The 25,008-nt window shown below is 72.9% G+C and carries 23 protein-coding genes and 1 tRNA gene; 14 read left to right on the plus strand and 10 right to left on the minus strand.

Features of this window, described 5'->3' with window-relative positions:
- The first annotated feature begins 25 nt into the window (after positions 1-25).
- The gene (locus FGE12_RS08990) at positions 26-535 is read left to right on the plus strand and encodes a PaaI family thioesterase (RefSeq protein ID WP_153866012.1); all 510 of its coding nucleotides are present in this window, start codon (positions 26-28) and stop codon (positions 533-535) included.
- A gap of 9 nt (positions 536-544) precedes the next feature.
- Positions 545-1,111 (plus strand): RNA polymerase sigma factor, encoded by a 567-nt coding sequence (locus FGE12_RS08995; protein WP_153866013.1) that lies wholly within the window; start codon positions 545-547, stop codon positions 1,109-1,111.
- Positions 1,112-1,118: 7 nt separating this feature from the next.
- On the opposite strand, the gene FGE12_RS09000 is transcribed toward FGE12_RS08995, so the two are convergent.
- The 3 genes from FGE12_RS09000 to FGE12_RS30655 all read right to left on the minus strand — a co-directional run bounded on the left by FGE12_RS09000 (position 1,119) and on the right by FGE12_RS30655 (position 3,607).
- Positions 1,119-2,447, minus strand: coding sequence for a hemolysin family protein (locus tag FGE12_RS09000; protein WP_153866014.1), 1,329 nt, complete (start codon positions 2,445-2,447; stop codon positions 1,119-1,121).
- A gap of 36 nt (positions 2,448-2,483) precedes the next feature.
- A complete protein-coding gene (locus FGE12_RS09005) occupies positions 2,484-3,299 on the minus strand; it encodes a lipopolysaccharide assembly protein LapB (RefSeq protein ID WP_153866015.1) in 816 nt (271 codons plus the stop codon).
- A gap of 185 nt (positions 3,300-3,484) precedes the next feature.
- Positions 3,485-3,607 (minus strand): hypothetical protein, encoded by a 123-nt coding sequence (locus tag FGE12_RS30655; RefSeq protein WP_255449876.1) that lies wholly within the window; start codon positions 3,605-3,607, stop codon positions 3,485-3,487.
- A gap of 130 nt (positions 3,608-3,737) precedes the next feature.
- Here FGE12_RS30655 and prfA point away from each other — a divergent pair, with 130 nt between their 5' ends.
- The 4 genes from prfA (at position 3,738) to FGE12_RS09025 (ending at position 7,488) form a co-directional block, all read left to right on the plus strand.
- Positions 3,738-4,826 carry a peptide chain release factor 1 gene (prfA, locus tag FGE12_RS09010; RefSeq protein WP_153866016.1) on the plus strand — a complete coding sequence of 363 codons (1,089 nt, stop codon included), beginning with the start codon at positions 3,738-3,740 and terminating at the stop codon, positions 4,824-4,826.
- The gene (gene prmC / locus FGE12_RS09015; protein WP_153866017.1) at positions 4,823-5,704 is read left to right on the plus strand and encodes a peptide chain release factor N(5)-glutamine methyltransferase; all 882 of its coding nucleotides are present in this window, start codon (positions 4,823-4,825) and stop codon (positions 5,702-5,704) included. Before prfA ends, prmC begins: the two co-directional genes overlap by 4 nt.
- A gap of 13 nt (positions 5,705-5,717) precedes the next feature.
- The gene (gene murA / locus FGE12_RS09020) at positions 5,718-6,983 is read left to right on the plus strand and encodes a UDP-N-acetylglucosamine 1-carboxyvinyltransferase (protein WP_194797723.1); all 1,266 of its coding nucleotides are present in this window, start codon (positions 5,718-5,720) and stop codon (positions 6,981-6,983) included.
- A 115-nt stretch (positions 6,984-7,098) separates the two neighbouring features.
- Positions 7,099-7,488, plus strand: a complete 390-nt coding sequence (locus tag FGE12_RS09025; protein ID WP_153866018.1) for a zf-TFIIB domain-containing protein — start codon at positions 7,099-7,101, stop codon at positions 7,486-7,488.
- 22 nt (positions 7,489-7,510) lie between these two features.
- Here FGE12_RS09025 and FGE12_RS09030 read toward each other — a convergent pair whose 3' ends face one another.
- Positions 7,511-8,422 carry a hypothetical protein gene (locus tag FGE12_RS09030; protein WP_153866019.1) on the minus strand — a complete coding sequence of 304 codons (912 nt, stop codon included), beginning with the start codon at positions 8,420-8,422 and terminating at the stop codon, positions 7,511-7,513.
- A 144-nt stretch (positions 8,423-8,566) separates the two neighbouring features.
- Here FGE12_RS09030 and FGE12_RS09035 point away from each other — a divergent pair, with 144 nt between their 5' ends.
- A complete protein-coding gene (locus tag FGE12_RS09035; protein WP_370458929.1) occupies positions 8,567-10,471 on the plus strand; it encodes an ABC transporter substrate-binding protein in 1,905 nt (634 codons plus the stop codon).
- 54 nt (positions 10,472-10,525) lie between these two features.
- On the opposite strand, the gene FGE12_RS09040 is transcribed toward FGE12_RS09035, so the two are convergent.
- On the minus strand, positions 10,526-12,061 hold the full coding sequence (locus FGE12_RS09040) for a hypothetical protein (protein WP_153866020.1): 1,536 nt from the start codon (positions 12,059-12,061) through the stop codon (positions 10,526-10,528).
- Positions 12,062-12,284: 223 nt separating this feature from the next.
- Here FGE12_RS09040 and FGE12_RS09045 point away from each other — a divergent pair.
- Positions 12,285-12,357, plus strand: a tRNA-Gly gene (locus FGE12_RS09045).
- A 94-nt stretch (positions 12,358-12,451) separates the two neighbouring features.
- Positions 12,452-13,486: a PA0069 family radical SAM protein gene (locus tag FGE12_RS09050; protein ID WP_153866021.1), complete on the plus strand. Its 1,035-nt coding sequence runs from the start codon at positions 12,452-12,454 to the stop codon at positions 13,484-13,486.
- Positions 13,487-13,496: 10 nt separating this feature from the next.
- Here FGE12_RS09050 and FGE12_RS09055 read toward each other — a convergent pair whose 3' ends face one another.
- The 4 genes from FGE12_RS09055 to serC all read right to left on the minus strand — a co-directional run bounded on the left by FGE12_RS09055 (position 13,497) and on the right by serC (position 17,880).
- Positions 13,497-14,591: an SO2930 family diheme c-type cytochrome gene (locus FGE12_RS09055; protein WP_228530681.1), complete on the minus strand. Its 1,095-nt coding sequence runs from the start codon at positions 14,589-14,591 to the stop codon at positions 13,497-13,499.
- Entirely contained in the window at positions 14,578-15,783 is a 1,206-nt protein-coding gene (locus FGE12_RS09060; RefSeq protein ID WP_194797725.1) for a parallel beta-helix domain-containing protein, read from the minus strand. Before FGE12_RS09060 ends, FGE12_RS09055 begins: the two co-directional genes overlap by 14 nt.
- Before the next feature lie 334 nt (positions 15,784-16,117).
- Entirely contained in the window at positions 16,118-16,681 is a 564-nt protein-coding gene (locus tag FGE12_RS09065) for a chalcone isomerase family protein (protein WP_153866024.1), read from the minus strand.
- 110 nt (positions 16,682-16,791) lie between these two features.
- Positions 16,792-17,880 carry a 3-phosphoserine/phosphohydroxythreonine transaminase gene (gene serC, locus FGE12_RS09070; protein ID WP_153866025.1) on the minus strand — a complete coding sequence of 363 codons (1,089 nt, stop codon included), beginning with the start codon at positions 17,878-17,880 and terminating at the stop codon, positions 16,792-16,794.
- A gap of 138 nt (positions 17,881-18,018) precedes the next feature.
- Between serC and FGE12_RS09075 the strand changes: the two genes are divergently transcribed.
- Genes FGE12_RS09075 through FGE12_RS09095 form a run of 5 tightly spaced genes read left to right on the plus strand, consistent with a single transcriptional unit; the run spans position 18,019 to position 23,843 of the window.
- Positions 18,019-18,594, plus strand: coding sequence for a sigma-70 family RNA polymerase sigma factor (locus tag FGE12_RS09075; RefSeq protein ID WP_194797726.1), 576 nt, complete (start codon positions 18,019-18,021; stop codon positions 18,592-18,594).
- 3 nt (positions 18,595-18,597) lie between these two features.
- Positions 18,598-19,413: a hypothetical protein gene (locus FGE12_RS09080; protein ID WP_228530682.1), complete on the plus strand. Its 816-nt coding sequence runs from the start codon at positions 18,598-18,600 to the stop codon at positions 19,411-19,413.
- 3 nt (positions 19,414-19,416) lie between these two features.
- Positions 19,417-21,090 (plus strand): caspase family protein, encoded by a 1,674-nt coding sequence (locus tag FGE12_RS09085; protein WP_194797727.1) that lies wholly within the window; start codon positions 19,417-19,419, stop codon positions 21,088-21,090.
- Entirely contained in the window at positions 21,090-22,166 is a 1,077-nt protein-coding gene (locus tag FGE12_RS09090) for a carboxypeptidase regulatory-like domain-containing protein (RefSeq protein ID WP_153866026.1), read from the plus strand. Before FGE12_RS09085 ends, FGE12_RS09090 begins: the two co-directional genes overlap by 1 nt.
- A gap of 33 nt (positions 22,167-22,199) precedes the next feature.
- Positions 22,200-23,843: a DEAD/DEAH box helicase gene (locus FGE12_RS09095; protein ID WP_194797728.1), complete on the plus strand. Its 1,644-nt coding sequence runs from the start codon at positions 22,200-22,202 to the stop codon at positions 23,841-23,843.
- A 68-nt stretch (positions 23,844-23,911) separates the two neighbouring features.
- On the opposite strand, the gene FGE12_RS09100 is transcribed toward FGE12_RS09095, so the two are convergent.
- Complete coding sequence (locus FGE12_RS09100; RefSeq protein WP_194797729.1) at positions 23,912-24,865, minus strand: CoA ester lyase; 954 nt, start codon at positions 24,863-24,865, stop codon at positions 23,912-23,914.
- Positions 24,866-25,008: the final 143 nt, after the last annotated feature.

A 25,008-nucleotide genomic window follows, 5' to 3' on the forward strand; every position in this document is an offset into this window, starting at 1 on the left:
GCGCGGCTCGGCACCTGGGAGGGCCATGAGCCCTCCCCTCCGCAGCCGCACCTTCCACTGGTCCGATCCCGCCGCCCTCACCCTTGCCGCCCGGGACACGGACGGCCTCTCCTTCCTGCGCGCCCTCATCGCGCGAGGCCCGGACGAGGGCTCGGCCCCTTCCGCGCAGTGCCTCGGCTTCCGGCTCGTGGAGGCGGAGCGCGGCCGCGCGGTGTTCGAGCTCACCCCGGCGGAGTTCCACTACAACCCGCTGAGCACGGTGCACGGCGGCATCCTCAGCACCCTGTGCGACTCCGCGATGGGCGCCGCGGTGCACTCCACGCTCGCGCCCGGCGAGGGCTACACCACGCTGGAGCTGAAGGTGAGCTTCCTGCGCCCGGTGACGGCGGCCACGGGCCCCGTGCGCTGCGAGGGGACGCTGCTCTCGCGAGGCAGCCGGGTGAGCAGCGCCCAGGCAAGCCTGCGCGACGCGGCAGGCACGCTGCTCGCGCACGCCACCAGCACCTGCCTCGTCTTCCCCGCGCCACAGCGCTAGGAAGAGCGCATGCCGAAGCCCCGCCCTGCGCGTCCCCTGCCGCCCGCCCCTCCCCGCTTCCTCGCCTGGCTCAGCGAGCTCGTGCACGCGCAGCGCGCCCGCCTCGTGCGCCAGGTGCGCCGCGAGGGCCTGAGCGCCGAGGACGCGCTGGAGTGCGTGCAGGAGGCCTTCAGCAGCTTCCTCACCCTGCCCCAGGCCCGCCAGCTCGTGGAGGTGCCCGAGGATGCGGCGAAGCTGCTCAGCGTGCTCGCGCGAAACCTCGCCCGCAATCGCCGGCGCCTCCACGCGGTCGCACGCACGCACGCGCCCGCCGAGCTCGCCGCGCTCCCTTCGGAGGGGCCGTCGGTGGACGCGCTGATCGCCGCGGCGGAGGCGCACGCGGCGGCGGTGGGCTGCGTCGCGCACCTGGGCGAGGTGCAGCGCCGGGTGGTGACGCTGCGGCTGCTGGACGAGGTGCCCGGCGAGGACGTGGCGCGCCTCTTGGGCACGAGCGCGGGCAACGTGGCGGTGCTGCTGCACCGGGCGAAGGGCCAGCTGCGCACCTGCATGGCGAGCGCCGGCTACCGGGAGGCCTAGCGCTGCGCTACGTCGCCGCGGGCTTGGGCCCCGCGCCGGGCTCCACGCTCACGCGCACCACGCGCGGCCCGTCCACCTCCTCCACCTGGATGCGCCACATGTCCAGGCGCAGGGTGTCCCCCTTCTCGGGGATGCGGCCCAGCTTGGCCATGAGGTAGCCGCCGATGGTGGTGACCTCGCCCTCCTCGTCCTCGTCCAGCTCGAAGGAGACGTCCAGGCGGTCCTCGAGGTCGTCGAGCTGCGTGGTGCCGGGCAGCTCGAGGCGCCCGCCGGGCAGCACGCGCACCTCGCCCACGCGCCGGCCCAGCTCCGCCACGTCGCCCACGACCTCTGCGACCACGTCCGCGAGCGTGACGAGGCCGCTGGTGCCTCCGTGCTCGTCCACCACCAGCGCCATCTGGCGGCGGCGGCGGCGGAACTCACTCAGCAGCTGCTCGAGCGTGGCCGTCTCGGGCACGAAGAGCACCGGGCGCTGCACCTGCGCGAGCGTGCGCAGCTCGTCGCGGCTGAGGAGGAAGAAGAGGTCCTTCGCGTTGACCATCCCCTCCACGTGGTCCATGTCCCCGCGGCACACCGGCTGCCAGGTGTGCCCGGCCGCGCGCGCATCCGCGATGTTCTTCTCCAGGCTCTCCTCGAGGTCGAGGTAGCGCACCTGGCTGCGCGGGACCATCACCTGGCGCGCCGTCTTCTGGGCCATCTCCAGCGCGCGCTCGAGCAGCTCGGCGCGCGCCGTGGTGATGGCGCCCGCCTGCGCGGAGCTGTGGAGGATGACGCGCAGCTCGTCCTCGTTGTGCGCCTCGTGGCTCTCGCCCGCCTGCTCCAGGCCGAAGAGGCGCAGCACCTTGCCGGCCATCCCGTTGAGCAGCCAGATGCCCGGGTAGAAGACGAAGTAGAAGGCGCGCATCGGCAGCGCCACGCCCAGCGTCACGGCCTCCGCGCGCTGGATGGCGAGGCTCTTGGGCGCGAGCTCCCCCATCACGATGTGCAGGAAGGTGATGATGGCGAAGCCGATGGCCACCGCGATGGAGTGGCTCAGGCCTTCCGCCGCGCTCGCGGGCACCACGCGCGCAATCAGCGGCTCGACCAGGTGCGCGAAGGCGGGCTCACCGAGCCAGCCCAGCCCCAGCGAGGCGAGCGTGATGCCGAACTGCGTGGCGGAGAGGTACGCGTCCAGCCGCTCGGTCATCTTGAGGGCGTTGGCCGCGCCGGGGCGCCCGTCGTCCGCGAGCGCCTGCAGGCGCGTGGAGCGCACCTTCACGATGGCGAACTCGGTCGCCACGAAGAAGCCGTTGGCCACCACGAGCAGGAGGGCCAGGCCGAGGAAGACCCATTCCATAGGATGCGCCGCCGGGAGGAGAGGCTGCGTGGAGCGCTAGAGCAGCGCCTCGTACTCGGGCTCGCCCTTGAGGGCGTCGAACATCGGGTCCGAGGCGAGCCAGCCGGTCACCTTGGCGCGGTCCGCGGCGATGGCGCGCTTGAGGTACTCGAGCGCCTCCTGCCGGCGGCCCCACAGCGCGTAGAGCGCGGCGAGGTTGTAGTTGAGCAGCAGGTCGTCCGGGGAGATGGCGCGGGCCTTCTCGTAGGCGCGCTCCGCCTCGGCGTAGAAGCCCTTCTGCGCGTAGCAGATGCCCAGGTCCAGCTGCGCCTCGAAGTTGTCCGCCTCCAGGCGCACCACTTCCTTCAGCTGGGTGATGGCCGAGCGGTAGTCGCCCTCGTCCATCAGCAGGGCCGCGAGCTCGTGGCGGGGGAAGGCGTCCGCGGGGTCCAGCTCCACCGCGGTCTGCAGCTCCTTCATCGCCTCCTCGATGCGCCCCTGGTCCGCGTAGGTGAGGCCGAGGTTCAAGTGGGCGTCCGGGTACTCCGGGTCCAGCTCGATGGCCTCCTTGTACTCGGCCACGGCGAACTCGCCGGCGTGGCTGGAGAGGAAGCAGGCGAGGTTGTAGTGGGCCGTGGCGCTGTCCGGCTCGAGCTTGAGCGCGGTGAGGTACTCGGCGAGCGCCTCGCGGAAGAGTTTCTTCTCCGCGTACACGGTCGCCAGGTTGTCGTGGGCGTGCGCGGAGTCGGGATCGAGGTCGATCGCCTTCTTGAACTCCTTGATCGCCTCGTCGAGCCAGCCGCGGTCCGCGAGCTCGATCCCCCGGGAGTTGTGCTCGTCGGAGAGCGCGATGTTGTCCTTGTCGCGGGCCATGAAATCGGCGCGAACATACGCGCCGCCCATTCGAGGGTGCAAGGCAGAGTTTCCCCAGGGGACCCGCGCGGGGCCACGGCCGGAGGAGACGGAGAGACAGACGTCCCGGTGGGCTCTCTCCCCTGAAGAGGAGAGGAGAGAGCAGCCGATCGGAGAGGGCCCGCGGAGGACGCGGGCCTGAGCCGCTAGATCTTGTTGTTCTTCTGGCCCTTCTTGGCGCGAGCGCGGCGGCGCTTGAGCACGCCCTTCTTGACCTTGGCGCGGCTGGACAGCTTCTTCTTCGAGCGGTTTCCCTTGGGGGTAGGCATCTCTATCGGACTCCGGTGAGGAAAGAGGGCGCCCTTCTTTCATGGCCCCCCCTGAACATCCAAGGTTTTTCTTGACGGCGCTCTCCCTTGCCAGGCGGAGGCCAAAGGGGCAATACCCCCTCCCACTACGATGATTGACAAGCTTGAAGAGGTGGAGCGCCGGTTCGAGCGCCTCACGGCCGACCTGTCGAACCCCGAGACGCTCGGCGATTCGGCGAAGCTCCAGAAGGTGTCCAAGGAGCGCGCCGGGCTGGAGAAGCTCGTCGACACGTTCCGCACCTACCGGAGCGTGCTGCAGGACCTCGCCCAGGTGGAGGAGTGGCTCGCCACCGGCGGCCCGGACGAGAAGGCCATGGCGCGCGAGGAGCTGCCCGGGCTGAAGGAGAAGCGCGACGCGCTCGAGGCGGAGCTCAAGATCCTCCTGCTGCCGAAGGACCCGAACGACGAGAAGGACGTCATCCTGGAGATCCGCGCGGGCGCCGGCGGCGACGAGGCCGGCCTCTTCGCCCAGGAGGTCCTCCAGATGTACCTGCGCTACGCGGACCGGCGCGGCTGGAAGGCGGACATCGTGGACATGAGCGCCGGGGGCGCGGGCGGCGTGAAGGACGTCACCGTCACGCTCTCGGGCGACCAGGTGTTCAGCAGCCTCAAGTACGAGAGCGGCGTGCACCGGGTGCAGCGCGTGCCTGCGACGGAGGCGCAAGGGCGCATCCACACCTCCACCATCACCGTGAGCGTGATGCCCGAGGCCGAGGACGTGGACATCCACATCAACCCCTCGGACATCGAGATGCAGGTGATGCGCTCCACGGGCGCGGGCGGCCAGAGCGTGAACACCACCGACTCGGCGGTGCGCCTCATCCACCACCCCACGGGCATCGTGGTGAAGTGCCAGCAGGAGAAGAGCCAGACGAAGAACCGCGCCCAGGCGATGCGCATGCTGCGCGCGAAGCTCTACGAGCTCGAGCAGGAGCGCATCCAGAGCGAGCGCGACAGCATGCGCAAGGGCCAGGTGGGCACCGGCGACCGCAGCGAGAAGATCCGCACCTACAACTTCCCGCAGGACCGGCTCACGGACCACCGCATCGGGCTCACGCGCCACAACCTGCCTGCCATCATGGCCGGGGACATCGAGGACCTCGTCACCGCCTGCCGCACCTTCTTCCAGGCCGCAGCGCTCAAGGAGCAGACCGGCGCGCCGAAGCCGCCCAGCGCATGAGCGACATCTGGACGGTGCGCCGCGTCCTCACCTGGACCACCGGCCACTTCGAGAAGCGGCACATCGACAGCCCCCGGCTCACCGCCGAGGTGCTGCTCGCCCACGTGCTGAAGGTGGGCCGGGTGCGGCTCTACGTGGACCTGGACCGCCCGCTCTCCAAGGAGGAGCTCGCCCTCTTCAAGGCGCTCATCGAGCGGCGCATGGCGGGTGAGCCCACCCAGTACCTGACCGGGGTGCGCGAGTTCTACAACCGCCCCTTCAAGGTGGACCCGCGCGTGCTCATCCCGCGCCCCGAGACCGAGCTGCTGGTGGAGGCGGCGCTGCACGCGCTGCCCAAGGACGCCCCTGCGCGCGCGCTGGACCTGTGCACGGGCTCGGGCTGCATCGCCATCTCGCTCGCGGCCGAGCGGCCGCAGGCGGAGGTCGTCGCCGTGGACCTCTCCCCGGACGCCTGCGCGCTCGCGCGCGAGAACGCCGAGGCGCTGGGGGTGGGCGCCCGCGTGAGCGTGCTGCACGGGGACCTCTATGCGCCCCTGCCGCCCGCTCCGCGCTTCCGGCTGGTGGTCTCGAACCCGCCCTACGTGGGCACGGGGGAGATTGCGGGCCTGTCGGCGGAGGTGCGGCGCGAGCCGCGCATGGCGCTGGATGGCGGAGCGGACGGGCTGGCGCTCGTGCGCCGGGTCGTGACGGGCGCGCGCAAGTGGCTCGAGCCTGGCGGGCTGCTTGCACTGGAGATCGGGGAGACCCAGGGTGCGGCGCTCCTGGCACTGCTCACCGAGGCGGGCTTCGAGAGCCCGCGCGTGGAGCGCGACCTGGAGCGCCGCGAGCGCATGGCGTTCGGGACACAGCCTGCGGCCGCCGAGCCGCAGCCGAGCTAAAGGATACGCAGACGTGGACAAGATCATCGTGAAGGGCGGCGCGCGGCTGAAGGGCGAGGTGAACGTGTCGGGCGCGAAGAACGCGGCCCTGCCCATCCTCGCCTCGAGCCTGCTCGCGGACGGCACCAGCACCTACCGCAACGTGCCGGAGCTCGCGGACGTGGCCACCATGCTCAAGCTGCTGCGCATCATGGGCTGCGACACGGAGCGGCTCACGGGCGAGCACATCGACCGCTGCCGCGTGGGCGTGCACGGCCCCATCACCCCCGAGGCGCCCTACGATCTCGTGAAGACGATGCGCGCGAGCGTGCTGGTGCTCGGGCCCCTCGTCGCCCGCTACGGCCGCGCGCGCGTGTCCCTGCCGGGCGGCTGCGCCATCGGGGCGCGCCCCATCGATCAGCACCTCAAGGGGCTCAAGGCGCTGGGCGCCGAGATCACCCTCACCGAGGGCTACGTGGAGGCGCGCGCGGACCGGCTCCGGGGCGGCACGGTCAGCTTCGACGTGATCACCGTCACCGGCACCGAGAACGTGATGATGGCCGCCGCGCTCGCGAAGGGGCGCAGCGTGCTGGAGAACTGCGCGCGCGAGCCCGAGGTGGAGGAGCTCGCGCGGGTGCTCAACAAGATGGGCGCGCGCATCGAGGGCGCCGGCACCTCGGTCATCACCATCGAGGGCGTGGACGCGCTCAAGCCCGTGGAGCACGCCATCCTCCCGGACCGCATCGAGGCGGGCACACTCCTGGTCGCGGCCGCCATCACCGGCGGCGACGTGCTGGTGCGCCACGCCGTGCCCGAGCACCTGGACGCGGTCATCCTCAAGCTGCGCGAGGCCGGCTGCACGCTGAGCGCCGAGGCGGGCGGGCTGCGCTGCCAGGGCCCCGAGGTCATCCAGAGCGTGGACGTGAAGACCAGCGAGCACCCGGGCTTCCCCACCGACATGCAGGCCCAGCTCATGGTGCTGATGAGCGTGGCGAGCGGCACCTCGGTCATCAGCGAGAACATCTTCGAGAACCGCTTCATGCACGTGCCGGAGCTGGACCGCATGGGCGCGGACATCACCATCCGCGGGGCCAACGCCATCGTGAAGGGGGTCAAGCGCCTCTCGGGCGCCCCCGTCATGGCCACCGACCTGCGCGCCAGCGCGAGCCTCGTGCTCGCGGGGCTGCGCGCCGAGGGTAGGACCGAAGTCCAACGCGTCTATCACCTGGACCGCGGGTACGAGCACCTGGAGCGCAAGCTGCGCGGCCTGGGCGCGGACATCGAGCGCGTCAAGGCCTAGGGCGCACTTTCGCAACATCGACCGGGATGCCGGGTTGCATCCTCAAAATAGCGCGCCTTATCATCCTCTTCTCACCGGGAGCAGTGCTCCCCCTTTCAGGAGAATGACCCGCCCCATGGATTGCCCCGGTTGCAACGTCGAGATGGCCGATCTCGAAGGGGAGGAGATGACGTTGCGGAAGTGTGGAGAGTGCGGAGGCCTCTGGGTCGACGTCGCCGACCTCAACCGCCAGCTGCTCCACGCCAACCTGCCGGGGCTCGAGAGCCTGGGCGGCAAGGTGGACGCAAACGCACTGACCGGTCAGTGCCCCGAGTGCCAGGTGGACCTGGTGCGCGTGGACGGGGGGGATCGCCAGCACCCCCTGCACTACGACACCTGCGAGTCCTGCGGCGGCATGTTCCTCGAGTCCGAGTTCCGCGACGCGAGCGACCAGAAGACCGCGAAGGACGAGATCATCCACTTCTTCCGCCACTTCAGCGCGAAGAAGAAGTCCGCGGCGCTCTAGCGTCCGCGCGGCAGCCAGCGCTTCAGGGCTGGCTGCGGAAGGGCTCCCGGAGGGCCTCGAGTCCCTCGGGCGCCGTCCCGTCCAGCCGCAGCTGCTCGCCGCCGCCCTCGCGCGCCTCCCGGCGCAGCGCGAGCCGCACCTTGCCCCGCTTGGGGAGCTCCAGCGTGAGGTGGGTGCCGCTCACCGCGTAGCTGCCCACCACGTTGCGCTTGCCCGCCGCGTCCTCGAAGGGCTCGGCCACGTAGCGGAAGGTGCCGTCGAAGTAGAACGAGAGGAAGCGGTCCGGGGCGCCGTCGTAGCCGGCGAACCACGTGCCCAGCAGCGGCGCCACGCGCGCGTCCGGCTTGAGCCGCGGCGCGAGCCAGGGGCCGTTGAGCGCCTTGCCCTGCGAGACGAACACCACGTCCGTCACGCACACCGGGGCCTCGGGGTCCTGCGAGGGGTACTGGTCCAGCACCCAGAGGGTGAAGCGCGCGCCGCTCAGGGGCGGGTTGAGCTGCACCGTCTGCAGCCCGCGCTGATCCGCCACGCTGAAGCGCCGCGCGCCGTTCGCGCTCTCGAGCGAGAACTCGCGCGCACGGCTCGTGCCCTGGAAGCTCTTCTCGTCCGCGCCGTTGCCGGTGAAGACGCGCACCTCGTCCAGGGTGACGCTGTCCTTGAAGCCCACGGTGACGGGCACGTCCAGCGTGTCCGGCCCGGGCGTGCACCAGGCGCTCAGCTCGCGCCCGTCCAGCAGGTTGAGCACGCCGTAGCGCCCGGGCTTCTCCTCGCGCTGGTAGTAGTCGCGCACCTGCGCGTAGCCCACGCCCGCGGGCGCTCGCACGGCTGCGCTCGGAGCTGCGCTCGGGACGGAGGCCGCCCGGGGCGGCGCGGCGGCGACGGGCGCCGAGGCGAGGAGCAGGGCCAGGGGGAACGTGGGGAGAGAGGAGGCCATGCGGGCATCCTGGATCACTTTGCCTACACCGCTCCAGTCCCCCACCCCTCGGCCCCCGGCGCAGGATGAAAGCGCGCGGCGCCCTGTTGGCGTCCTTGACACCACGGCACCACCGGAAAGAGTAGGCGGGTGCCAGGAGGACACGTGACGCGACGTCTGGGCTGGGTGGGGTTGTGCGCGGTGCTGCTCGCCGCCGGCAGTGGCTGCCGCAAGGGCGCGAGCGAGGCGCCGGACGCGGGCGCTCCGGATGCGGGCCCCGCGGCCCTCAACGAGCAGGAGCCCAACGACCGGCCCGAGCAGGCGCTGAGCATCAGCGGCGACGCCGTGGTGACGGCGGGCCTCGCGGCGGACCCCTCGCGCGCGGACGAGGACTGGTACCGGCTCGCGCCGGGCAGCCCCCGCGTGGCCGACGTCAGCGTCTCGGGCATCCCCGGCAGCGACGTCACGCTCGGCGTCTTCGACCGCGACCGCAACCCGCTGGTCACCGTGAACGGCGGCGGCGAGGGCCAGGGCGAGCACCTGCCCAACCTGTACGTGGACGGCGAGCGCTGGGTGCGGGTGGCCGCCGCGCGCAAGGGCGCGGGCGGCGCCTACCGCCTCCAGGTCAGCTTCCGCGCCCCGGGCGACGGCGAGGAGCGCGAGCCCAACGACCGCGCCGCGGATGCGACCCCGCTGCTGCTGGGCCAGGCGGTCGCCGCGTACATCGGCCACGCCGCGGACGAGGACTGGTACCGGCTCGAGCTGCAGCCAGGCGCAGGTGACGCGGGCAGCGGCGAGCCTGCGGCCCCCGCGCCTGCTCCGGCCGAGGCCACGGCGGATGCGGGCGGTGCGGCCGAGGCCAACGCTCCGCCGGCCCCGGCAGCCCCGGATCCCGACGAGGAGGCGCGCCGCGCCGAGGAGGCCGCGGCGCAGGCGGCCCAGGCGGGCGGCGCCGCCGCGGTGGTGCTGCCCGGAGCGACGCCCCCTCCCCCGCCCGAGCCCCCCGGCATCGCGCTGCGCATCGACCTGTCCGCCGTGCCCGGCGTGCGCCCCGAGCTCACCCTGCTCTCGGCCGCCGAGGCGCCGCTCTTCACCACGCGGGGCCAGGAGGGCCAGCCCCTCTCCCTGCGCAACATCGGCGTGCGCGCGAACGACCAGGTGGTCTACCTGGTGGTGAAGAGCGCCTGGAGCGGCACCGGCAAGGAGGCGAAGCGCGGCGCCAACACCGACACGCCCTACACGCTGAGCGTCACCCGCGAGCCCGCGGGCGCCAACGCCGAGCTCGAGCCCAACGACGCGCTCGCCAAGGCCACGCCCGTGCAGCTGCCCGGCCCCACTGGCACCGCGTACAAGGAGGGCTTCCTCTCGCCCAAGGGCGACGTGGACACCTTCGTGCTGCACACCCAGGAGCCGCTGCGCGTGCGCGCGGAGCTCTCGGGCGTGGAGCGCCTGGACCTGATGCTCAGCGTCGTGGAGCCGCCGGCCACGGAGGGCGGCAGCGAGACCGTCACGCTGCGCGCCAACGACGGCGCCCTCAAGGAGCCCGAGCGCCTCAACGACGTCACCTGCCAGGGCGCCTGCTACTTCCGCGTGGAGGGCGCGCCGCGCAAGGTGGAGGGCAAGTGGGTGAAGGACTACGAGAACGCCGAGGTCCCCTACCGCCTCACCCTCACCGCTGCCCCGGATGATGGCAGCTACGAGCGCGAGCCGAACAACACCCCCGAGCGCGCGACGCCCATCACGATCGGCAAGCCGCTGCGTGGCACGGTGTTCCCGAAGAAGGACACCGACTTCTACCGCCTCGACCTGAGCGACCGCCCCGTGCGCACCTCGCTCAAGGTGACGCTGATCGGCGTGCTCAAGGTGGACGTGGGGCTCTACCTCCACCGCCTCGGCGAGGACGGCAAGCCCCAGCTGGTGCAGACCAGCGACCGCGCCAAGGGCGATGCGCCCGAGTCCATCCGCTACAGCGCCGAGCCCGGTGTGTACCTGCTCGAGGTGCGCGACTCGAAGAACCGCGAGTCGAACTTCCAGGACCCCTACCAGCTCAGCGTGGAGGAGGAGGGCTAGGCCCCACGCGCCGAGAGCCCGTTGCAACTGAGTTGCAACGGGCTTTCGCGATGCTCAGGGCAGCAGCTGCAGGAAGAGCAGGCCCCGCTGGCGGAAGGTCTTCCCGTCGAACACCACCGGGTCTTCCAGCCGGCTGTTGAGCACGCCGTACACCACGGACCCATCCGGCTGCGGCGAGATGCCGTAGACGAAGAAGGGCGAGCTGAAGCGGGTGTGGTTGCCGATGAGGCGCGACCAGACGTGGGCGCCGTCCTGCGCGGCGTAGCGGCCGAGGTACAGCTGGCCCTTGGGCTCGTTGCGCGGCGGCGGGACGAAGGTCTCCCCTCCCAGGTCCAGCGTCCCGTCCGAGACCACGGCGAGGGTGAGGTTCCCCTGCGCGTCGGAGACGAGCTTGGGCTCCACCTCGCGCGAGGAGCCCGCGAAGGCGCGCGCCCAGCGCGGCTCACCCCCGGGCCCCACGGCGAGCAGCAGCGCATCCAGGCCTCGGGGCGCTGCGACCTCGCGGCCCGCGAACTCGAACCCGCTGCGGCCGTAGTGGCCCGCGAGCGCGACGCCCCCTTCGGGCGTGCGCGCCACGGCGGTGAGCGCGCCCCGGGGCCCCTCGAGCAGCTGCGTCCAGCGAGGGCTCCCGTCCGCCGCGGCGAGGCTCAGGGCGTAGGGCGCCCCACCCTCGGTGTCCCAGGTGGAGTCGCCGCGCGGGGCGCCGGGAGGCGCGGCCGTGCCTCCCAGCACGAGGTTGCCGGCAGCGTCCGTGCCCAGCGCCTCCACGGAGACGTCGCCGCCTGCCGCTACGGCGTGCAGCGAGCGCGACCAGAGGTGCTGGCCCGCGGCATCGAAGCGCGCCGCGAAGAGGTAGGGACTGCGCGAGCCGGGCTCGAGCACCCCGCCGCCGAGATCCAGCGGGCCCGTGTGACGGCCGGCGAGCACGAGGTGGTCCGAGTCGTCCGCAGCGACGCGGAGCTGGAAGCTGCGCGGCGCGCCGCTCGGCTCCACGGGCGTGGGGGCGAAGCCGCGCGACCAGAGGTGCTGGCCGTCCGCGGAGAGCACGAGCAGGAAGAAGCCGCCGTCGACCGGAGGCCGGGGCACCTGCAGCGGACCGCCGCCGAAGTCCGGTGCGCCCGAGTAGTTGCCGGACATCACCACGCGGCCGCTCGCGGAGACCTCCAGGCTCAGCAGGCGCGCCGTGCGGGGGAAGTCCCGGGACCAGGAGAGCGTGCCGTCCGCGCGGAAGGCCTGCACCCGGTCCACGCGCGAGACGAGCGACCCCGTCTCGCCCGTGCAGTCGCGGAGGCAGAAGGTCCAGACGACGAAGCTGCCGTCCTTCGCGCCCTCCATCGCCCGCAGGTTCCAGGAGTCGCCCACGTAGCCCTGTTCGCGCGACCACCCGAGCTGGCCTCCGGTGCTGCCGTCGTCGCCCGGACCCGCGTCCGGCGCGGAGGGCCCCGCGTCCGGGAGGCCGGGGCCGGCGTCAGGAAGGTCCGGCGAGGGCTGCGGCGTCGGCGGCGCGTCCCCGTCCGAGCCGCCGCACGCGGCCAGCAGCCCCACCAACGCCAGCGCGCCGAGCCTCGTGCCCCAACGTCCCACGCCCATGTCCCCCTCCGAGCAGCAGCCCTGCTCCGAGGGATGCGCACGCCGCCGCGCTCGCGCAGGACGGCCGGACTGCGCCCCGCGCGCTCGCCTGCACGGTGCGCGGCAGGCAGTCGCCGCGACGTCCGCTGCACACCGGTACGGCGTCGCGCAGTGGACATCGATTCCGCGCGCTCGTTCGGCGTTGACAAGGCAGGGGCTCGCCCCTAGTTTGGCGCCTGCTCACGCGGTGGTAGCTCAGCTGGTAGAGCACGAGCTTCCCAAGCTCGGGGTCGCCGGTTCGAACCCGGTCCGCCGCTCTCAAAGAAGGCCGGTCCTCCCTGGAGGGCCGGCCTTCTGTCTTTGCGGCCCAGTGCGCTTGACTGAACGCACGTTCAGCCTCACCCTGGGTGTATGCGCGCGCGTCCCATCGCCAATCCGCCCAACCCGTGGGCGAGCACGGAGGTGGAGTACCTGGAGGAGATCCCTCCCTCCACGCTCGAGGTCTACGAGGACCAGAGCCGCGAGGTGCTGGGCAAGAACGACAGCCCGGACGTGGGCTTCACCTGGAGCGTGAACCCGTACCGCGGCTGCCTCCACGCCTGCGCGTACTGCTACGCACGCCCCACGCACGAGTACCTGAGCATGGGCGCGGGCACGGACTTCGAGACGAAGCTGGTGGTGAAGCCGCGCGCGCCAGACCTCCTGCGCGAGGCCTTCGAGCGGCCGCGCTGGCAGGGCGACACGGTCGTGTTCAGCGGCGTCACCGACTGCTACCAGCCGCTCGAGGCCAGCCTGCGGCTCACCCGGCGCTGCCTCGAGGTGTGCGCCGAGTACCGCAACCCCGTGGGCATCATCACCAAGGCGCCGCTCGTCGAGCGCGACATCGACGTGCTGCAGACGCTCTCGCGCGAGGCGCGGCTGTGGGTGGGCATCAGCGTGCCCTTCCACAACGCGGAGCTCGCGCGCGCGGTGGAGCCCTACGTCGCCACGCCGAAGCGGCGCCTGCAGACCATCGAGCGTCTCGCGGCGGCGGGCATCGCGGTCTCCGTGTCCGTGTCGCCGCTCATCCCCGGGCTCAACGACGAGGACATCGCCCGGGTGCTCTCGGCCGCGAAGGACGCGGGCGCCACGAGCGCCTTCTACGGGCTCCTGCGGCTGCCGGGCCCGGTGGCCCAGGTCTTCGAGGAGCGGCTGCGCGCGCGCCTCCCCCTGCGCGCGGACCGCGTGCTGCACCGCATCCGCGAGACGCGCGGCGGCGAGCTCAACGACTCGCGCTTCGGCCACCGCATGCACGGCCAGGGCGTGTACGCGCGCGCCATCGACGCGCTGTTCAAGACCACGGCGCGCCGCCTGGGGCTGCTGCCCACGGAGATGGGGGACTCCGAGCCGGGGCCGAGCCCCTTCCGCCGCCCGGTGCGCGAGGGGCCCCAGCTCAGCCTCTTCTGAAGGCCGCCGCCTACCTGCAGCTGCCCGGCAGGCCGCGTATCCACGCCTCCACGAGCTGCACGCCCTCCGCGTGCACCACGCTGCGGCCCAGCTCGGGCATCGCCACCTTGGGGTCCACCGAGCGCAGCCGGTAGCTGAGGATGGACTCCTCGGGCTTGCCGGGCACCACGTCGAAGTCGTGGCCGCCAGAGCCCGCGCCCGCGGCCACCGGCGGCTTGCAGATGCCCAGGTGCAGGGGGTCCGTCTCGTCGACCGTGAGGTACAGGCCGCTGGTGCGCGCGGGGCCGCTGGGGCTGTGGCAGTGGGCGCAGTTGGCCTGCAGGTAGGCGCGGGCGCGCGCCTCCACGCTCTCCCCGGGCGCATCCCACGCGGCGAGGCGCGGGGCGGCCTCGGGGGCGGGAGCGCCCTCGAGCAGGCCCACCTGCGTCCAGTGCGCGAGCTGGTTCTCGGCGCCCTGGCCGTAGTCCAGCGTGCGGTTGAGCTGGCCCGCGGTGGGCCCGAGCAGGTGCATCGGCTGGCCCGCGGCGTCCTCGTGGCACTTCTTGCACTGGGTCTGGTTGGGGACCAGGTACTGGGTGCGCTGCGGTGCGCCCGCGGCATCCGTCCAGGCCACGTCCACGATGGCGCCCGCGGGCTCCAGGGTCGCGTCCGTGCCCTCGGCATTCCAGAGGTAGGGCAGCCCCACCCAGCCGGCCTCGGTGCGCATCAGGATGCGCGTCTCGACGCGGCGCTGCTGCGCGGCGGGCGCGCGCAGGTCCTGCGCGAAGGAGAAGGTCTTGGTCACCACGCTGCCCACCGGCAGGTCCATGGGGCCTGCGTCCCGGTAGGCGGCGCGCGTTCCGGGGGGAACCCACACGGTGCGGTACTTCTGCGCGTAGTCCGAGAACAGCGGCGTGTTGAGCTCGTAGGGCACGCTGCGGCCCAGGGGCTGGAGCACCCCACCGTCATTGCGCACGAGGCACCACGCGGAGAGCTTCGGCGGCGGCGTCTGGAGGTAGCCCGCCGCGGGGCCGTCGCAGGCGGGCTGCTCCGGGTCGGACGGAGCGTCGCCCGCGCTGCAGCCCAGCAGCGCGAGCAGCAGGAGCAGCGCGCTACAGGCCCTCAAAGGACACCTCCGGCAGCGCAGCGCGGGTGCAGGCATAGGGGGCCACGTCCGTGTCGAAGTGGGTGAAGAGCCCGTGCTCGTCCGGAGCGTCCGCGTGCAGGTTCACGAAGCTGGCGGTCGCGCTGCCCAGGCACAGCTCGAGCGGGTTCGCGCCGCTGGCGCCCGGCGGCACGAGGCCGTCCGTCACCACGTCGGCGGTGCGCTTGCCGGGCATGTGGGAGCGCAGCGGCGAGAGCATCTGGCCCAGCGAGGTCGCCGTGTCCGGCGCCGAGCCGTTGCCGGAGAAGCTGTTGTCGTGGAGGTACACGCCCCGCGCGTAGGGGTCGTAGGCGGGCTCGCCGAGCTCCAGCCCGGTGAGCAGGTAGCTGAGGACCGCCATGGCCACCGAGTGGTGGTTGGACACCGTGTTGTCAAACAGCTCCACGTCCGCGTGCGCCAGCACCAGCACGCCCGTGCCCGCGGGCACGAGGGCCGCCGTGTTTCCGCCCGCCGCGAAGTTGGCCAGGTTGTTGTCGTGGATCTGGTTGCGGTAGGCGCGCACCTGGCGTGCGTTGCCCACCTGCAGCAGTGGCAGCGAGGAGAGGAGCAGGCCGCCGGTGTTGCCGTGCAGCGCGTTCTCGTACACGTCGGCGCGCTGCGAGTTCTCGATCTCGATGCCCACCGCGTTGCCCGTGGCCTCGTTGCGCCGCACGACGATGTCCCGACTCTGTCCCACGTAGATGCCCGCGTCCGAGGCGCCGCGCACGTAGCTGTCCTGGACGAGCACGCGGGTGCACTGCACGGGGTACAGGCCGTAGGCGCCGTGCTCCGCGGCGTTTGGACTCGTCCACTCCACGCGCACGCGCTCGAAGCGCACGTCCGAGGAGCCCACCACCTTGATGCCGTCCCCCTTCGGGTCCTTCAAGCCCAGGTCCCGCACGCGCAGGCGGCTGGTGGTCTCTGCCGAGAGGCCCTCGCTGCCGGCCACCTGCCCCGAGAAGTCGAGCACCGTCCGCTCGCGCCCTGCGCCCTGGAGCGTGACGCCCGCCACGTTCACCAGCGCGAGCGCATTCTGGAAGGAGAAGGTGCCCTCGCCGAAGACGAAGGTGCTGTCCGGCGTTGCGGCCACGAGCGCGCGCTGGATGTCCTGCTCGCTCGTCCCCGCGGCGAACGCCGTGCAGGTGCCCGCGACGCCGCTGCACAGCGGGTCCACGGCGGGCTGCGGTGGACTGCCGCCTCCGCAGCCCCAGCACGCGCCGCACAACACGGACAGCCACAGCGCACGCCTGAACATCGGCCCCCCAGAGTCTCCCGGCGGCCATTCGCCGGCCCTGCAGGGGAGAATTCGGATGGCCTGGAAAAGCGGGACCCGCCCAGCGGGTGGGCGCGTCCTCTCGCGGACAGCCGTTTCGGCGACCGGGCTGATTCCTGCGACCCGGGTACGTCCCTCGTGACGGTGGGCGGAAAGAGCGCGCCCCGCCCCACCCCGCGCCGTGAGGGCGGCGGGGCGAAGCGGGGCGCGGGCCCTGCGGGAAGTCGGGGTCGGGCTAGCCCTTCTTGCCGAGCATCTCGTCGCGCAGGCCGCCGTCCACCGGGTTCTGGCCCAGCCACACGGAGAAGAGCGCGTCGCCGAAGTCCTTGCCCGGCACGGTCACGACCTGGCCGGCCTTGTTCGTCATCGTCACGCCCTTGCCGGGCAGGTAGGTGATGACGAAGGACTCGCCCTTCTTGAAGTCCGGAATCTCGGCGACGAGGTTGTCCAGGCGCTCCTTCAGCGCGGGCATCTTCTCCTTGTTGTTCTTCTCGAAGCCGTTGCGCACCGCCTCGGCGACCTTCTCCTTCTCCAAGTCGCGCAGCATCACCATCTGCACGCGCTTGACCTGGTCGGAGTGGATGACCTGCTCGGCGTTGTTGGACGGGTTCTCGAGGTAGAGGCCGGCCACGTAGACCTTGAAGATGAGCTTGGTGCGCAGGCCGATGCCGTTGAGCGTGAGGTTCTTGCCCTCCACCGTGACGCGGTCCGGCAGGTTCACGCCGGCCTTCTCCTTGGCCAGGGCAGGCAGGGCGAGCGCGAGCGACAGGAGCAGCACGGGAACCGACAGCTTCTTCATGGGGTTCTCTCCGGGGTTGGGGCGACAGGTCTAGTCAAACGCGGGACGGCGCGTCGAGGGGGACGCCGCGCCCGGGGCCATATTCATCGTGCGGGGGAACACTGCGCCCGCTAGCCGTGCGTGCGGGCGAAGGCCTCCATGAAGTCCACCAGGGTGCGCACGTCCTGCACGCTCACCGCGTTGTAGAGCGAGGCGCGGATGCCGCCGGTGCTGCGGTGGCCCTTGAGCCCCACCATGCCGGCCTTCTGGGCCTCGGCGACGAAGGTGGCCTCCAGCGCCTCGGTGGGCAGGCGGAACACCACGTTCATCACCGAGCGGCTCTCGCGCTCCACCGGCGCGCGGTAGAACCCGGAGAGCCGGTCCAGCGTGCCGTAGAGCAGCGCCGCCTTCTCGCGGTTCCAGCGCTCCAGCTGCGCGAGGCCCCCCACGCCCTTGGCCCACGCGAGCACGTTGCGGCACAGGTAGATGGCGAAGGTCGGCGGGGTGTTGAAGAGCGAGTCGTTCGCCGCGTGCACGCCGTACTGGAAGATCTTGGGGATGTCCTTGCGGCCGCGCGCGAGGAAGTCCCGGTGCGCGAGCACGATGACGAGGCCCGAGGGGCCCACGTTCTTCTGCGCACCCGCGTAGATGAGGGCGAAGCGGCCCACGTCCGTGGGGCGCCACAGGAAGTCGCTGCTCATGTCCGCCACCAGCGGCACGCTGCCCACGTCCGGGAAGGTGTGGAACTGCGAGCCGAACAGGGTGTTGTTGCTGGTGAGGTGCACGTAGGCGGCCTTCGGGTCCAGCTGCAGCTCCCCCTGGCGGGGCACGCGGGTGTAGCGGCCGTCCGGCCCGGCGGTGCTCGCGGCCACGCGGGGGCTTCCGTAGCAGCGCGCCTCCTCGAGCGCGCCCTCGCTCCAGGTGTCCGTGAGCAGGTAGTCCGCGCTGCCGCCGGGCGGCAGGAAGTTCATGGGCACCTGGGCGAAGTGCTGGCGCGCGCCACCCTGCAGGAAGAGCACCTGGTGGGTCTCGGGCACCCCCAGCAGCTCGCGCAGGAGCGCCTGGGCCTCGGCGTGCACGGCCTCGTACACCTTGCCGCGGTGGCTCTGCTCCATGATCGACATGCCGCTGCCCGCGTAGTCGAGCAGCTCGTCGCGGGCGCGCTCGAGCGCCGGCAGGGGGAGGCCGGCAGGGCCGGCGCTGAAATTGATGGCGCGCATGGGGCGTCCTCGTGGCAGGAAGGGGGGCTGGCGGGAGGGCATTGTGTCCCACCTGGGGCAGCGGGCCAGCAGGAACTGGCGCCCGGCGTCCGGCAGGCGCCTGTGGCCGCTGGGCCGCTCGGGAGGTCAGGAGAGCAAGTGGGTCCCACGGAGGAGCTGACGCACTGGGTCCGGCGCGCGGTGGACGGGCATGCGCCTGCCTTCAGTGAGCTGTACCGACGCACGCGCCCGCTGGTGGGGCGTGCGGTGGCGGCGTTCGCTCCGCTGGACCCGGACGAGGTGGAAGACGTGATCCAGGAGAGCTACGTGCGGGCCTTCAAGGCCCTGCCCCGGCTGAAGGAGCCGGCCGCCTTCGAGGCGTGGCTGCTCTCCATCGCGCGCAACCGCGCCCGCACCCGGCTGGAGCGCCGGGGCCAGGCGCGGCGGATGGACGAGGAGCTGGCGGACGCGGAGCCGGACAGCGTGCCGCACCTGCCCCCCGCCCTGCAGCTCGAGCGCGACATCGCCGTGGTGCGCGAGCTCATCGAGCGGCTGCCCGAGGGCGAGGAGAAGCGCACGGTGCAGCTCTTCTACGTCGAGGGCGAGCTGAGCGCGCGCGAGATCGCCGAGAAGCTCGGCGTGGGCAAGAGTGCGGTGACGATGCGCCTGGAGCGCTTTCGCGCACGCATCAAGCGCGAGCTGCTGCGCCAGGTGCTCGCAGGACGCAGGGAGTGAGCCATGGGGGATGAGACGATGGGCCGGAACATGAGCGAGCACCTGAGCGCAGAAGCCCTGCGCGCCCTCGAGGCGGGCGACGAGGCGACGCGCGCCCACTTCGCGCGCCACCTCGCCGAGGAGTGCGAGGTGTGCGAGCGCTTCCTGCAGGAGAGCGCGGGCCCCGGCCTGCTGGACGGCCAGGTGGACCGGCTGCTGCTCTCGCTCGCCCCGCCCGCAGAGCGCCCCCTGGACGAGGTGGGCTTCGCGCGCATCCGCCGCGCGCTTGCCCCGCCTGCGCGCCGCCGCTGGGTGGGCGCGGGCGCCGCCGCGCTCGCCGCGGGCCTGGTGGCGATGGTCGCCGTGCGCCAGCTGCAGCCCCCTCCCCTCGCCCCGCAGGAGCAGGGGGTGAAGGGCGCGGGCCGCCTGGAGCTGGAGCTCTCGGTGGCTGCGCGCTCGCGCTCGGGCGCGCTGCGCCGGCTGGACGCGGGCGCCCCGGTGCAGGACGCGGACGTCCTCCTGCTGCGCTACCACGCCACCGAGGCGGGCACCGCCCTGCTCTTCCAGCAGCGCGCGGGCAGCGCCCCCGAGCTGCTCGGGCGCTTCCCGCTCGAGGCGGGCACGCACGACCTGGCGGGCGACGCGGGCCTCGCCGGCGTGGGGCTGCAGGGCGAGCGCGGTCCCCTGCGCCTGCTGCTCGTGGGGCTGCCGGCCGGCCAGCCGGTCGAGCCCGAGGCGGTACGCCGCGCCCTGGCAGGTGACACTTCCGCCCCCCGCGACCTGGGCCTGCAGGTCTCCCGGTTCGACGTGCGGGTGGGATCTGGAGAGAATGCGCGCTGACCTGTGACGCGCGCCCTCCTCCCCCTCCTCCTCCTCGCGTGGCTGGCCGCCTGTGGCGCGCCGGCGGCCTCCGTGCGCGCGCAGGGGAGCGGGGGTGAGAAGGGAGGGCTCGTCCCGCTGCAGGTAGACGAGGGGGCACTCGCGAGCGCCTACGCGCCGCGCCGCTTCGCCCTGCTGGTGGGCATCGGCCACCCGGACGACCCGCAGTGGCGCGCCCTGCGCTACGCGGAGAAGGACGCAACGGACCTCGCCGCCGCGCTGAAGGACCCCGCGCGCGGCGCCTTCCAGAGCGTGCGGGTGCTCGCCACGCCCGGCGAGACGGGGCGCGCCGCGGTGCTCGCGGCGGTGCGGCAGCTCGCGCGCGAGGCCACCCGGCCCGACGACATCGTGGTGGTGTACCTCTCGGGCCACGGCACGCTCGCGCGCGACGAGCGGGGCGAGCTGCGCCGCTACCTCGTCACCCGCGACGCCTCCTTCCGCGCCATCCCGCAGACGGCGCTCTCCATGGACGCGCTGGAGGCGGAGTTCGACCAGCTGCCCAGCCGCCGGCGCCTGCTGGTGCTCGCCACCTGCCACTCGGGCAGCGGGAAGAGCCTCCTGCCGCAGGCGCTGGAGAAGGAGCTCGCGGGCATCAAGGCCGGCTTCTTCACCCGGCCGCTCGAGGACTCGAGCCGCGCGGCGCTGAAGTTCGCGGCCGCCGACTGGGGCGAGACGGCGCGCGAGGACGACACCCTCCAGAACGACATCTACACGCACTTCCTCATCGAGGGGCTCTCCGGCGAGGCGGACCGCAACGTGGACGGGGCGGTCACCGCCACCGAGGCCCACGACTACGCGCGCCGCCGCACCTTCGCCTTCACCGAGGGGCGCCAGCGCCCCAGCGCGGAGATCCTCGAGGTGGGCGCGGACCCGGTGGTGCTCGCCGGCAGCGTGCGGCGCACGGGGCGCCCCGAGCTCTACTCCTACAACCCGCGCCTGGACGGCTTCACGCTCAAGGTGGACGGCGAGCAGCGGGTGGAGCTGCCGGGCGGCGCGGCGGTGGCCCCGGGCAAGCGCACGGTGCAGCTGGAGAAGGGCGGCAGCGTGCTGCTCACCCGCGAGGTGGACCTGCTCGCCGGCCAGCGCCTGCCGCTCGAGCAGCTGGTGCAGCAGTCCCAGGCGCAGCGCACGGTGAGCCTGATGGGCGGGGTGTTCGCATTCGTCGACCGCCACAGCCGCGAGCAGCTCCTGCCGGCGAGCCCCCAGCTGGGGGTGGCCTTCCGCTGGGAGCACCGCCCGCTCGAGGACTTCAGCCTGCTCCTGGACGTGAGCGCGGGCACGGGCAGCCACGCGCTCGCGCTGGACCCGGGCAGCGCCCCGGTGCCCTTCCGCTACCGCACCCTCTCGCTCGGTATGGCGGTTCCCTACACCTGGCGCTTCGAGCGCCTGAGCCTCTTTGCCGGCCCGCGCGTGGCCGCCCTCTCCCTGCAGAGGTCCTTCCAGCTGGAGGCCTACCACGGGGCGCAGAGCTACCTCACAGTGAGCCCCGGCGTGGTGGGCGGGGTGGTGTGGCGCCTGACGGAGCGGCTGGAGCTCAGCTCCCAGGCGCACCTGATGGTCACGTACGTGATGACGGATGGCCAGGCCCAGGCGGTGGGTTACACCGGCGGCTGGGCAGGCGTGGGGTACCGGTTCTGATGCGCAACGCACTCCTCTTCGCCCTCGCGCTCCTCACGGGCCCGCTGAGCGGCTGTGGCAGCATCGACAACGCGCCCCTGCGCGTGGGCACCGTGCGCGGCCGGCTCACCCAGAGCGACCCCACGCTCGCCGTCGTCGCGGTGGTGGGCGCGCCGGAGATCTCCACCGCGGTGGGGCCGGACGGCCACTGGGAGCTCGCGGGCGTGCCCGCCGGTGAGTCCGAGCTCTTCGTGCTGGCGAGCTCCGACTCGGCCACCCGCATCCCCGTGCACGTGGACGGCGCGCGCGCCGTGGAGCTGGGGGACGTGGCGCCGCGCCCCGGCGGCTTCCTGCAGCTGGAGGTGGCCACGCCCGGCCAGATGGCGCTGAGCAACGCGAGCGTGTCCGTGGAGGGCACGCCCTTGCGCAAGCTGAAGCTGGAGAAGACGGGCCGCGCGCGCGTGGGCCCCCTGCCCGAGGGCTGCTACGAGATCGCCGTGACGGCCGCGGGCTTCCCGGTGAGCGCCCAGCAGAGCTGCGTCACGCCGGGCGAGCAGAAGCCCCTCAAGGTGGAGCTCGCGGACGACCCCAGCTACGCCCAGCGCGGCTGCCAGTACTCGGGCTGCGTGGCTGGCGCGGTGTGCGCCGCGGACGGGCGCTGCGTGGAGTGCACCGGCGACACGCAGTGCGCCGCGGGCTTCAAGTGCAAGAACGACCGCTGCGAGGGCAGCGGCAAGCTGTGCGCGGCCTGCAGCGGGGACTGGCAGTGCGGCAAGAACACCCTGTGCCGCCCCCTGCCCGAGGGCGGCTCGGCCTGCCTCGTGCCCTGCACCGGCGCGGGCACCTGCTCGAGCGCGGGCTTCGCCTGCGTCGAGGGGAGCTGCGTTCCGGACGGCAGCCGCCGCCCCGCCACCTGCGCGGGCTACCAGGTGCTCGGCGGCGCGTGCACCGAGGACGCCGAGTGCCAGGCGCGGGGCCTGGAGGGCGGGGTATGCGCCTCCGGGAGCTGCGGCCTCTCCTGCACCGACAACGCGCAGTGCCCGGACGGCAGCAGCTGCGGCAAGGGCAGCACCCCGGTGTGCAGCGCCCTGCCCTAGCGGGCGCGGGGATGGCGTGATAGCGCAGGGCGCGTGAGCGCTACCTTCGAGTCCCTCGGGCTGTCCCCGGAGTCCCTCGCCACGCTGCGGCGAGCCCGCTTCGAGGCCCCCACCCCCATCCAGTCCCAGGCCATCCCGCCGGCCCTCGCCGGCCGCGACGTGGTGGGCTGCGCAGCCACGGGCACCGGCAAGACGGCCGCCTTCCTGCTGCCGCTGATGGAGCGCTTTCGCGGGCAGGAGGGCACGCGGGGCCTGGTGCTCGCCCCCACGCGCGAGCTGGTGATGCAGATCGCCGAGCAGGCGCGCTTCTTCGGCGAGGCACACGGCCTCCGCCACGCGGTGGTCATCGGCGGCGAGGACATGAACGCGCAGGTGGAGGCGCTCAAGCAGCAGCCCACCTTCATCCTCGCCACGCCCGGGCGGCTCGTGGACCTGCTCTCCACGAAGTCGGTGAACCTCTCGCGCGTCGAGGGCCTGGTGCTCGACGAGGCCGACCGCATGCTGGACATGGGCTTCCAGCAGCAGCTCGAGGAGATCCTGAAGGTGCTGCCCAAGCAGCACCAGACGCTGCTCTTCTCCGCCACGCTGGGCCACGACGTGACCGAGTTCGCCCAGCGCCAGCTGCGCAAGCCGGTGCGCGTGGAGGTGACGCCCAGCGGCACGCCTGCGGCGCGCGCCGCGCAGAAGCTCTACGTCGTGAAGCAGGACGAGAAGTACGCGATGCTGCTCACCCTGCTCAAGCGCGACGAGGCCAGCGTGCTGGTGTTCGCCGCGACGAAGCAGCGCGCGGACAAGGTGCTCAAGGCGCTCAAGCGCGAGGGCTACAAGGCCGCGGCCATCCACTCCGACCGCACCCAGAACCAGCGCAAGCAGGCGCTGGAGGGCTTCTCGCGCGGCCAGTACCGCTGCCTCGTGGCCACCGACATCGCGGCGCGCGGCCTGGACGTGGAGGAGATCGGCCACGTCATCAACTTCGACCTCCCCCACTCGCCCGAGGACTACGTGCACCGCATCGGGCGCACCGCGCGCGCTGGCGCGAGCGGGCTCGCCTCCACCTTCGCCACCGAGGACGACGCCGAGCGGCTCAAGGAGATCGAGCGCATCATCCGCGCCCGCATCCCGCGCGCCGAGGTGCCGCGCCGCGATGCCACCTTCGTCGCCGAGCTCGAGCGCTTCTACGCCGCGCAGAAGGACCCCGGCCCTCCGCAGCCGGACCACGGCGTGTCCGGCAAGCGCCCGGGAGAGCCGCTCGGGCGCCACGCGCGCAGCCACGGCAAGCCGCAGGCGCAGGCCCCCGCGAAGCCCGAGCGCCGCGTGCGCACGAGCGACGAGGACGAGGGCCGAGCCCCGCGGCGCGCGCCCCTGCCGCCCGGCCGCATGGATGCGCGCCAGCAGCGCGATGCGCGGGGGGCCTCGCCCCGCAGGCTCGAAGCCGCGGAGGGCCGCAGCGAGGGGCGCCGCCAGGGCGTGCGCGGCGAGGGCCGCGGAGCGCTGGGCAAGGCGCGCGGTGGGGGCAAGCCGGGCAAGTCCTTCGCCGCAGGCGGCGGCAGCAAGGGCTTCGGCGCACGCGGCGCAGGCGGTGGTCCGCGGCGCTCGGGGCCTGCTTCCGGCGGGCCGCGCAAGGGCCCGGGCGGTGGTGGACGCGGCGGTGGCCGGGCGCCGGGCGGGCGCCGCTAGGCCGTGTCCGGAAGCGCGCTCGGCCCTCTGGCGGGACCGGGCGCTTGCACCGGCGTCGGGGTGCACGCTCAGGGCCTGAGCTGGCCCGCCTCGTCCAGCAGCCCCGCCTGGCGCGCGACGGCGAGCTTCTTCCACTCCACGCGCAGCGTGGCCGCGTCCACCATCTCGTCCTCGTACACGATGGCGCCCGTGCCCTGCTCCACGTCCGCCTTGCGGTAGGCCTCGAGGATGCCGAGCGCGCGGGTGAGCTCCTCGCGCGTGGGCGTGTAGGCCGCGTGGATCGGCTCGATGTGCGAGGGGTGGATGGCCCACTTGCCGTCGAAGCCAAGCCGGCTGCCCGCCTCCGCGTCGCGGCGCACCTGCTCGAGGTCGCGGAAGTGCACCGTCACGTTGTCGATGACGTCGATGCCGGCGGCGCGCGCGGCCGCGATGATGTGGCTCTTGGGGTAGTGGAAGGTCTGGAACTCCGCCTCGGTGAAGCGCCGCGCCCCGGTGTCCCCCGCGTAGTCCGCGATGCCGAAGATGAGCGAGGCCATGCGCGGGGAGCACGCGGCGATCTCCTCTGCGCGCAGGAGCGCCTGCGCGCTCTCGATGAGCACCTCGAGCCGGATGCGCCCCACCGGCAGCCCACTCGCCTGCTCGACGCCGGTGAGCAGCCGGTCCACGAAGCGCACGTCGTCCGCGGTGTACACCTTGGGCACCACCACCACGTCCACGAAGGCGCCTGCCGCCTCCACCACCTCGATGAGGTCCCGGTAGAAGTACTTCGTGTTCACCGCGTTCGGCCGGAACGCGCGCACCTTCCCTCCGAAGTCCAGCGTGCGCAGCGCCTCGATCAGCGTGGCGCGCGCCGCCACCTTCTGGGACACCGCGCACGCGTCCTCGAGATCGAAGATGACCTCGTCGGCCGCGCTCGCCGCGGCCTTGGCCATCATCTTCAGCGAGTGCGCGGGGCAGGTGAGCTCGGAGCGCCGGACCCGGAAGTCCTTCGCGATCGTCAGCTGGGCGGTGGGGGAGGCCATGGCGCCGGATTCTGCCCCCGCCCCACCCCACCCGCGTGCCTTTTCACCGACACGGGTAAAAATTGACCGAAGAATCAGGCCAGACGCCTGCCTGCCCATTCGTATGACAAACGGGAGTCATTACCCACGCTTGGGGGAGCCGC

The organism is Aggregicoccus sp. 17bor-14, assembly GCF_009659535.1.
GTDB lineage: Bacteria > Myxococcota > Myxococcia > Myxococcales > Myxococcaceae > Aggregicoccus.

What these genes read in the sequence shown, in the direction of transcription:
- FGE12_RS09080 (WP_228530682.1), top strand. Translation starts at nt 18,598, where the DNA reads ATGGGGGATGAGACGATGGGCCGGAACATGAGCGAGCACCTGAGCGCA.
- FGE12_RS30655 (WP_255449876.1), bottom strand. Translation starts at nt 3,607, where the DNA reads ATGCCTACCCCCAAGGGAAACCGCTCGAAGAAGAAGCTGTCCAGCCGC.
- FGE12_RS08995 (WP_153866013.1), top strand. Translation starts at nt 545, where the DNA reads ATGCCGAAGCCCCGCCCTGCGCGTCCCCTGCCGCCCGCCCCTCCCCGC.
- serC (WP_153866025.1), bottom strand. Translation starts at nt 17,880, where the DNA reads ATGCGCGCCATCAATTTCAGCGCCGGCCCTGCCGGCCTCCCCCTGCCG.
- FGE12_RS09090 (WP_153866026.1), top strand. Translation starts at nt 21,090, where the DNA reads ATGCGCAACGCACTCCTCTTCGCCCTCGCGCTCCTCACGGGCCCGCTG.
- prmC (WP_153866017.1), top strand. Translation starts at nt 4,823, where the DNA reads ATGAGCGACATCTGGACGGTGCGCCGCGTCCTCACCTGGACCACCGGC.
- FGE12_RS08990 (WP_153866012.1), top strand. Translation starts at nt 26, where the DNA reads ATGAGCCCTCCCCTCCGCAGCCGCACCTTCCACTGGTCCGATCCCGCC.
- FGE12_RS09040 (WP_153866020.1), bottom strand. Translation starts at nt 12,061, where the DNA reads ATGGGCGTGGGACGTTGGGGCACGAGGCTCGGCGCGCTGGCGTTGGTG.
- FGE12_RS09100 (WP_194797729.1), bottom strand. Translation starts at nt 24,865, where the DNA reads ATGGCCTCCCCCACCGCCCAGCTGACGATCGCGAAGGACTTCCGGGTC.
- FGE12_RS09000 (WP_153866014.1), bottom strand. Translation starts at nt 2,447, where the DNA reads ATGGAATGGGTCTTCCTCGGCCTGGCCCTCCTGCTCGTGGTGGCCAAC.
- FGE12_RS09065 (WP_153866024.1), bottom strand. Translation starts at nt 16,681, where the DNA reads ATGAAGAAGCTGTCGGTTCCCGTGCTGCTCCTGTCGCTCGCGCTCGCC.
- FGE12_RS09005 (WP_153866015.1), bottom strand. Translation starts at nt 3,299, where the DNA reads ATGGCCCGCGACAAGGACAACATCGCGCTCTCCGACGAGCACAACTCC.
- FGE12_RS09050 (WP_153866021.1), top strand. Translation starts at nt 12,452, where the DNA reads ATGCGCGCGCGTCCCATCGCCAATCCGCCCAACCCGTGGGCGAGCACG.
- FGE12_RS09025 (WP_153866018.1), top strand. Translation starts at nt 7,099, where the DNA reads ATGGATTGCCCCGGTTGCAACGTCGAGATGGCCGATCTCGAAGGGGAG.
- FGE12_RS09030 (WP_153866019.1), bottom strand. Translation starts at nt 8,422, where the DNA reads ATGGCCTCCTCTCTCCCCACGTTCCCCCTGGCCCTGCTCCTCGCCTCG.
- prfA (WP_153866016.1), top strand. Translation starts at nt 3,738, where the DNA reads ATGATTGACAAGCTTGAAGAGGTGGAGCGCCGGTTCGAGCGCCTCACG.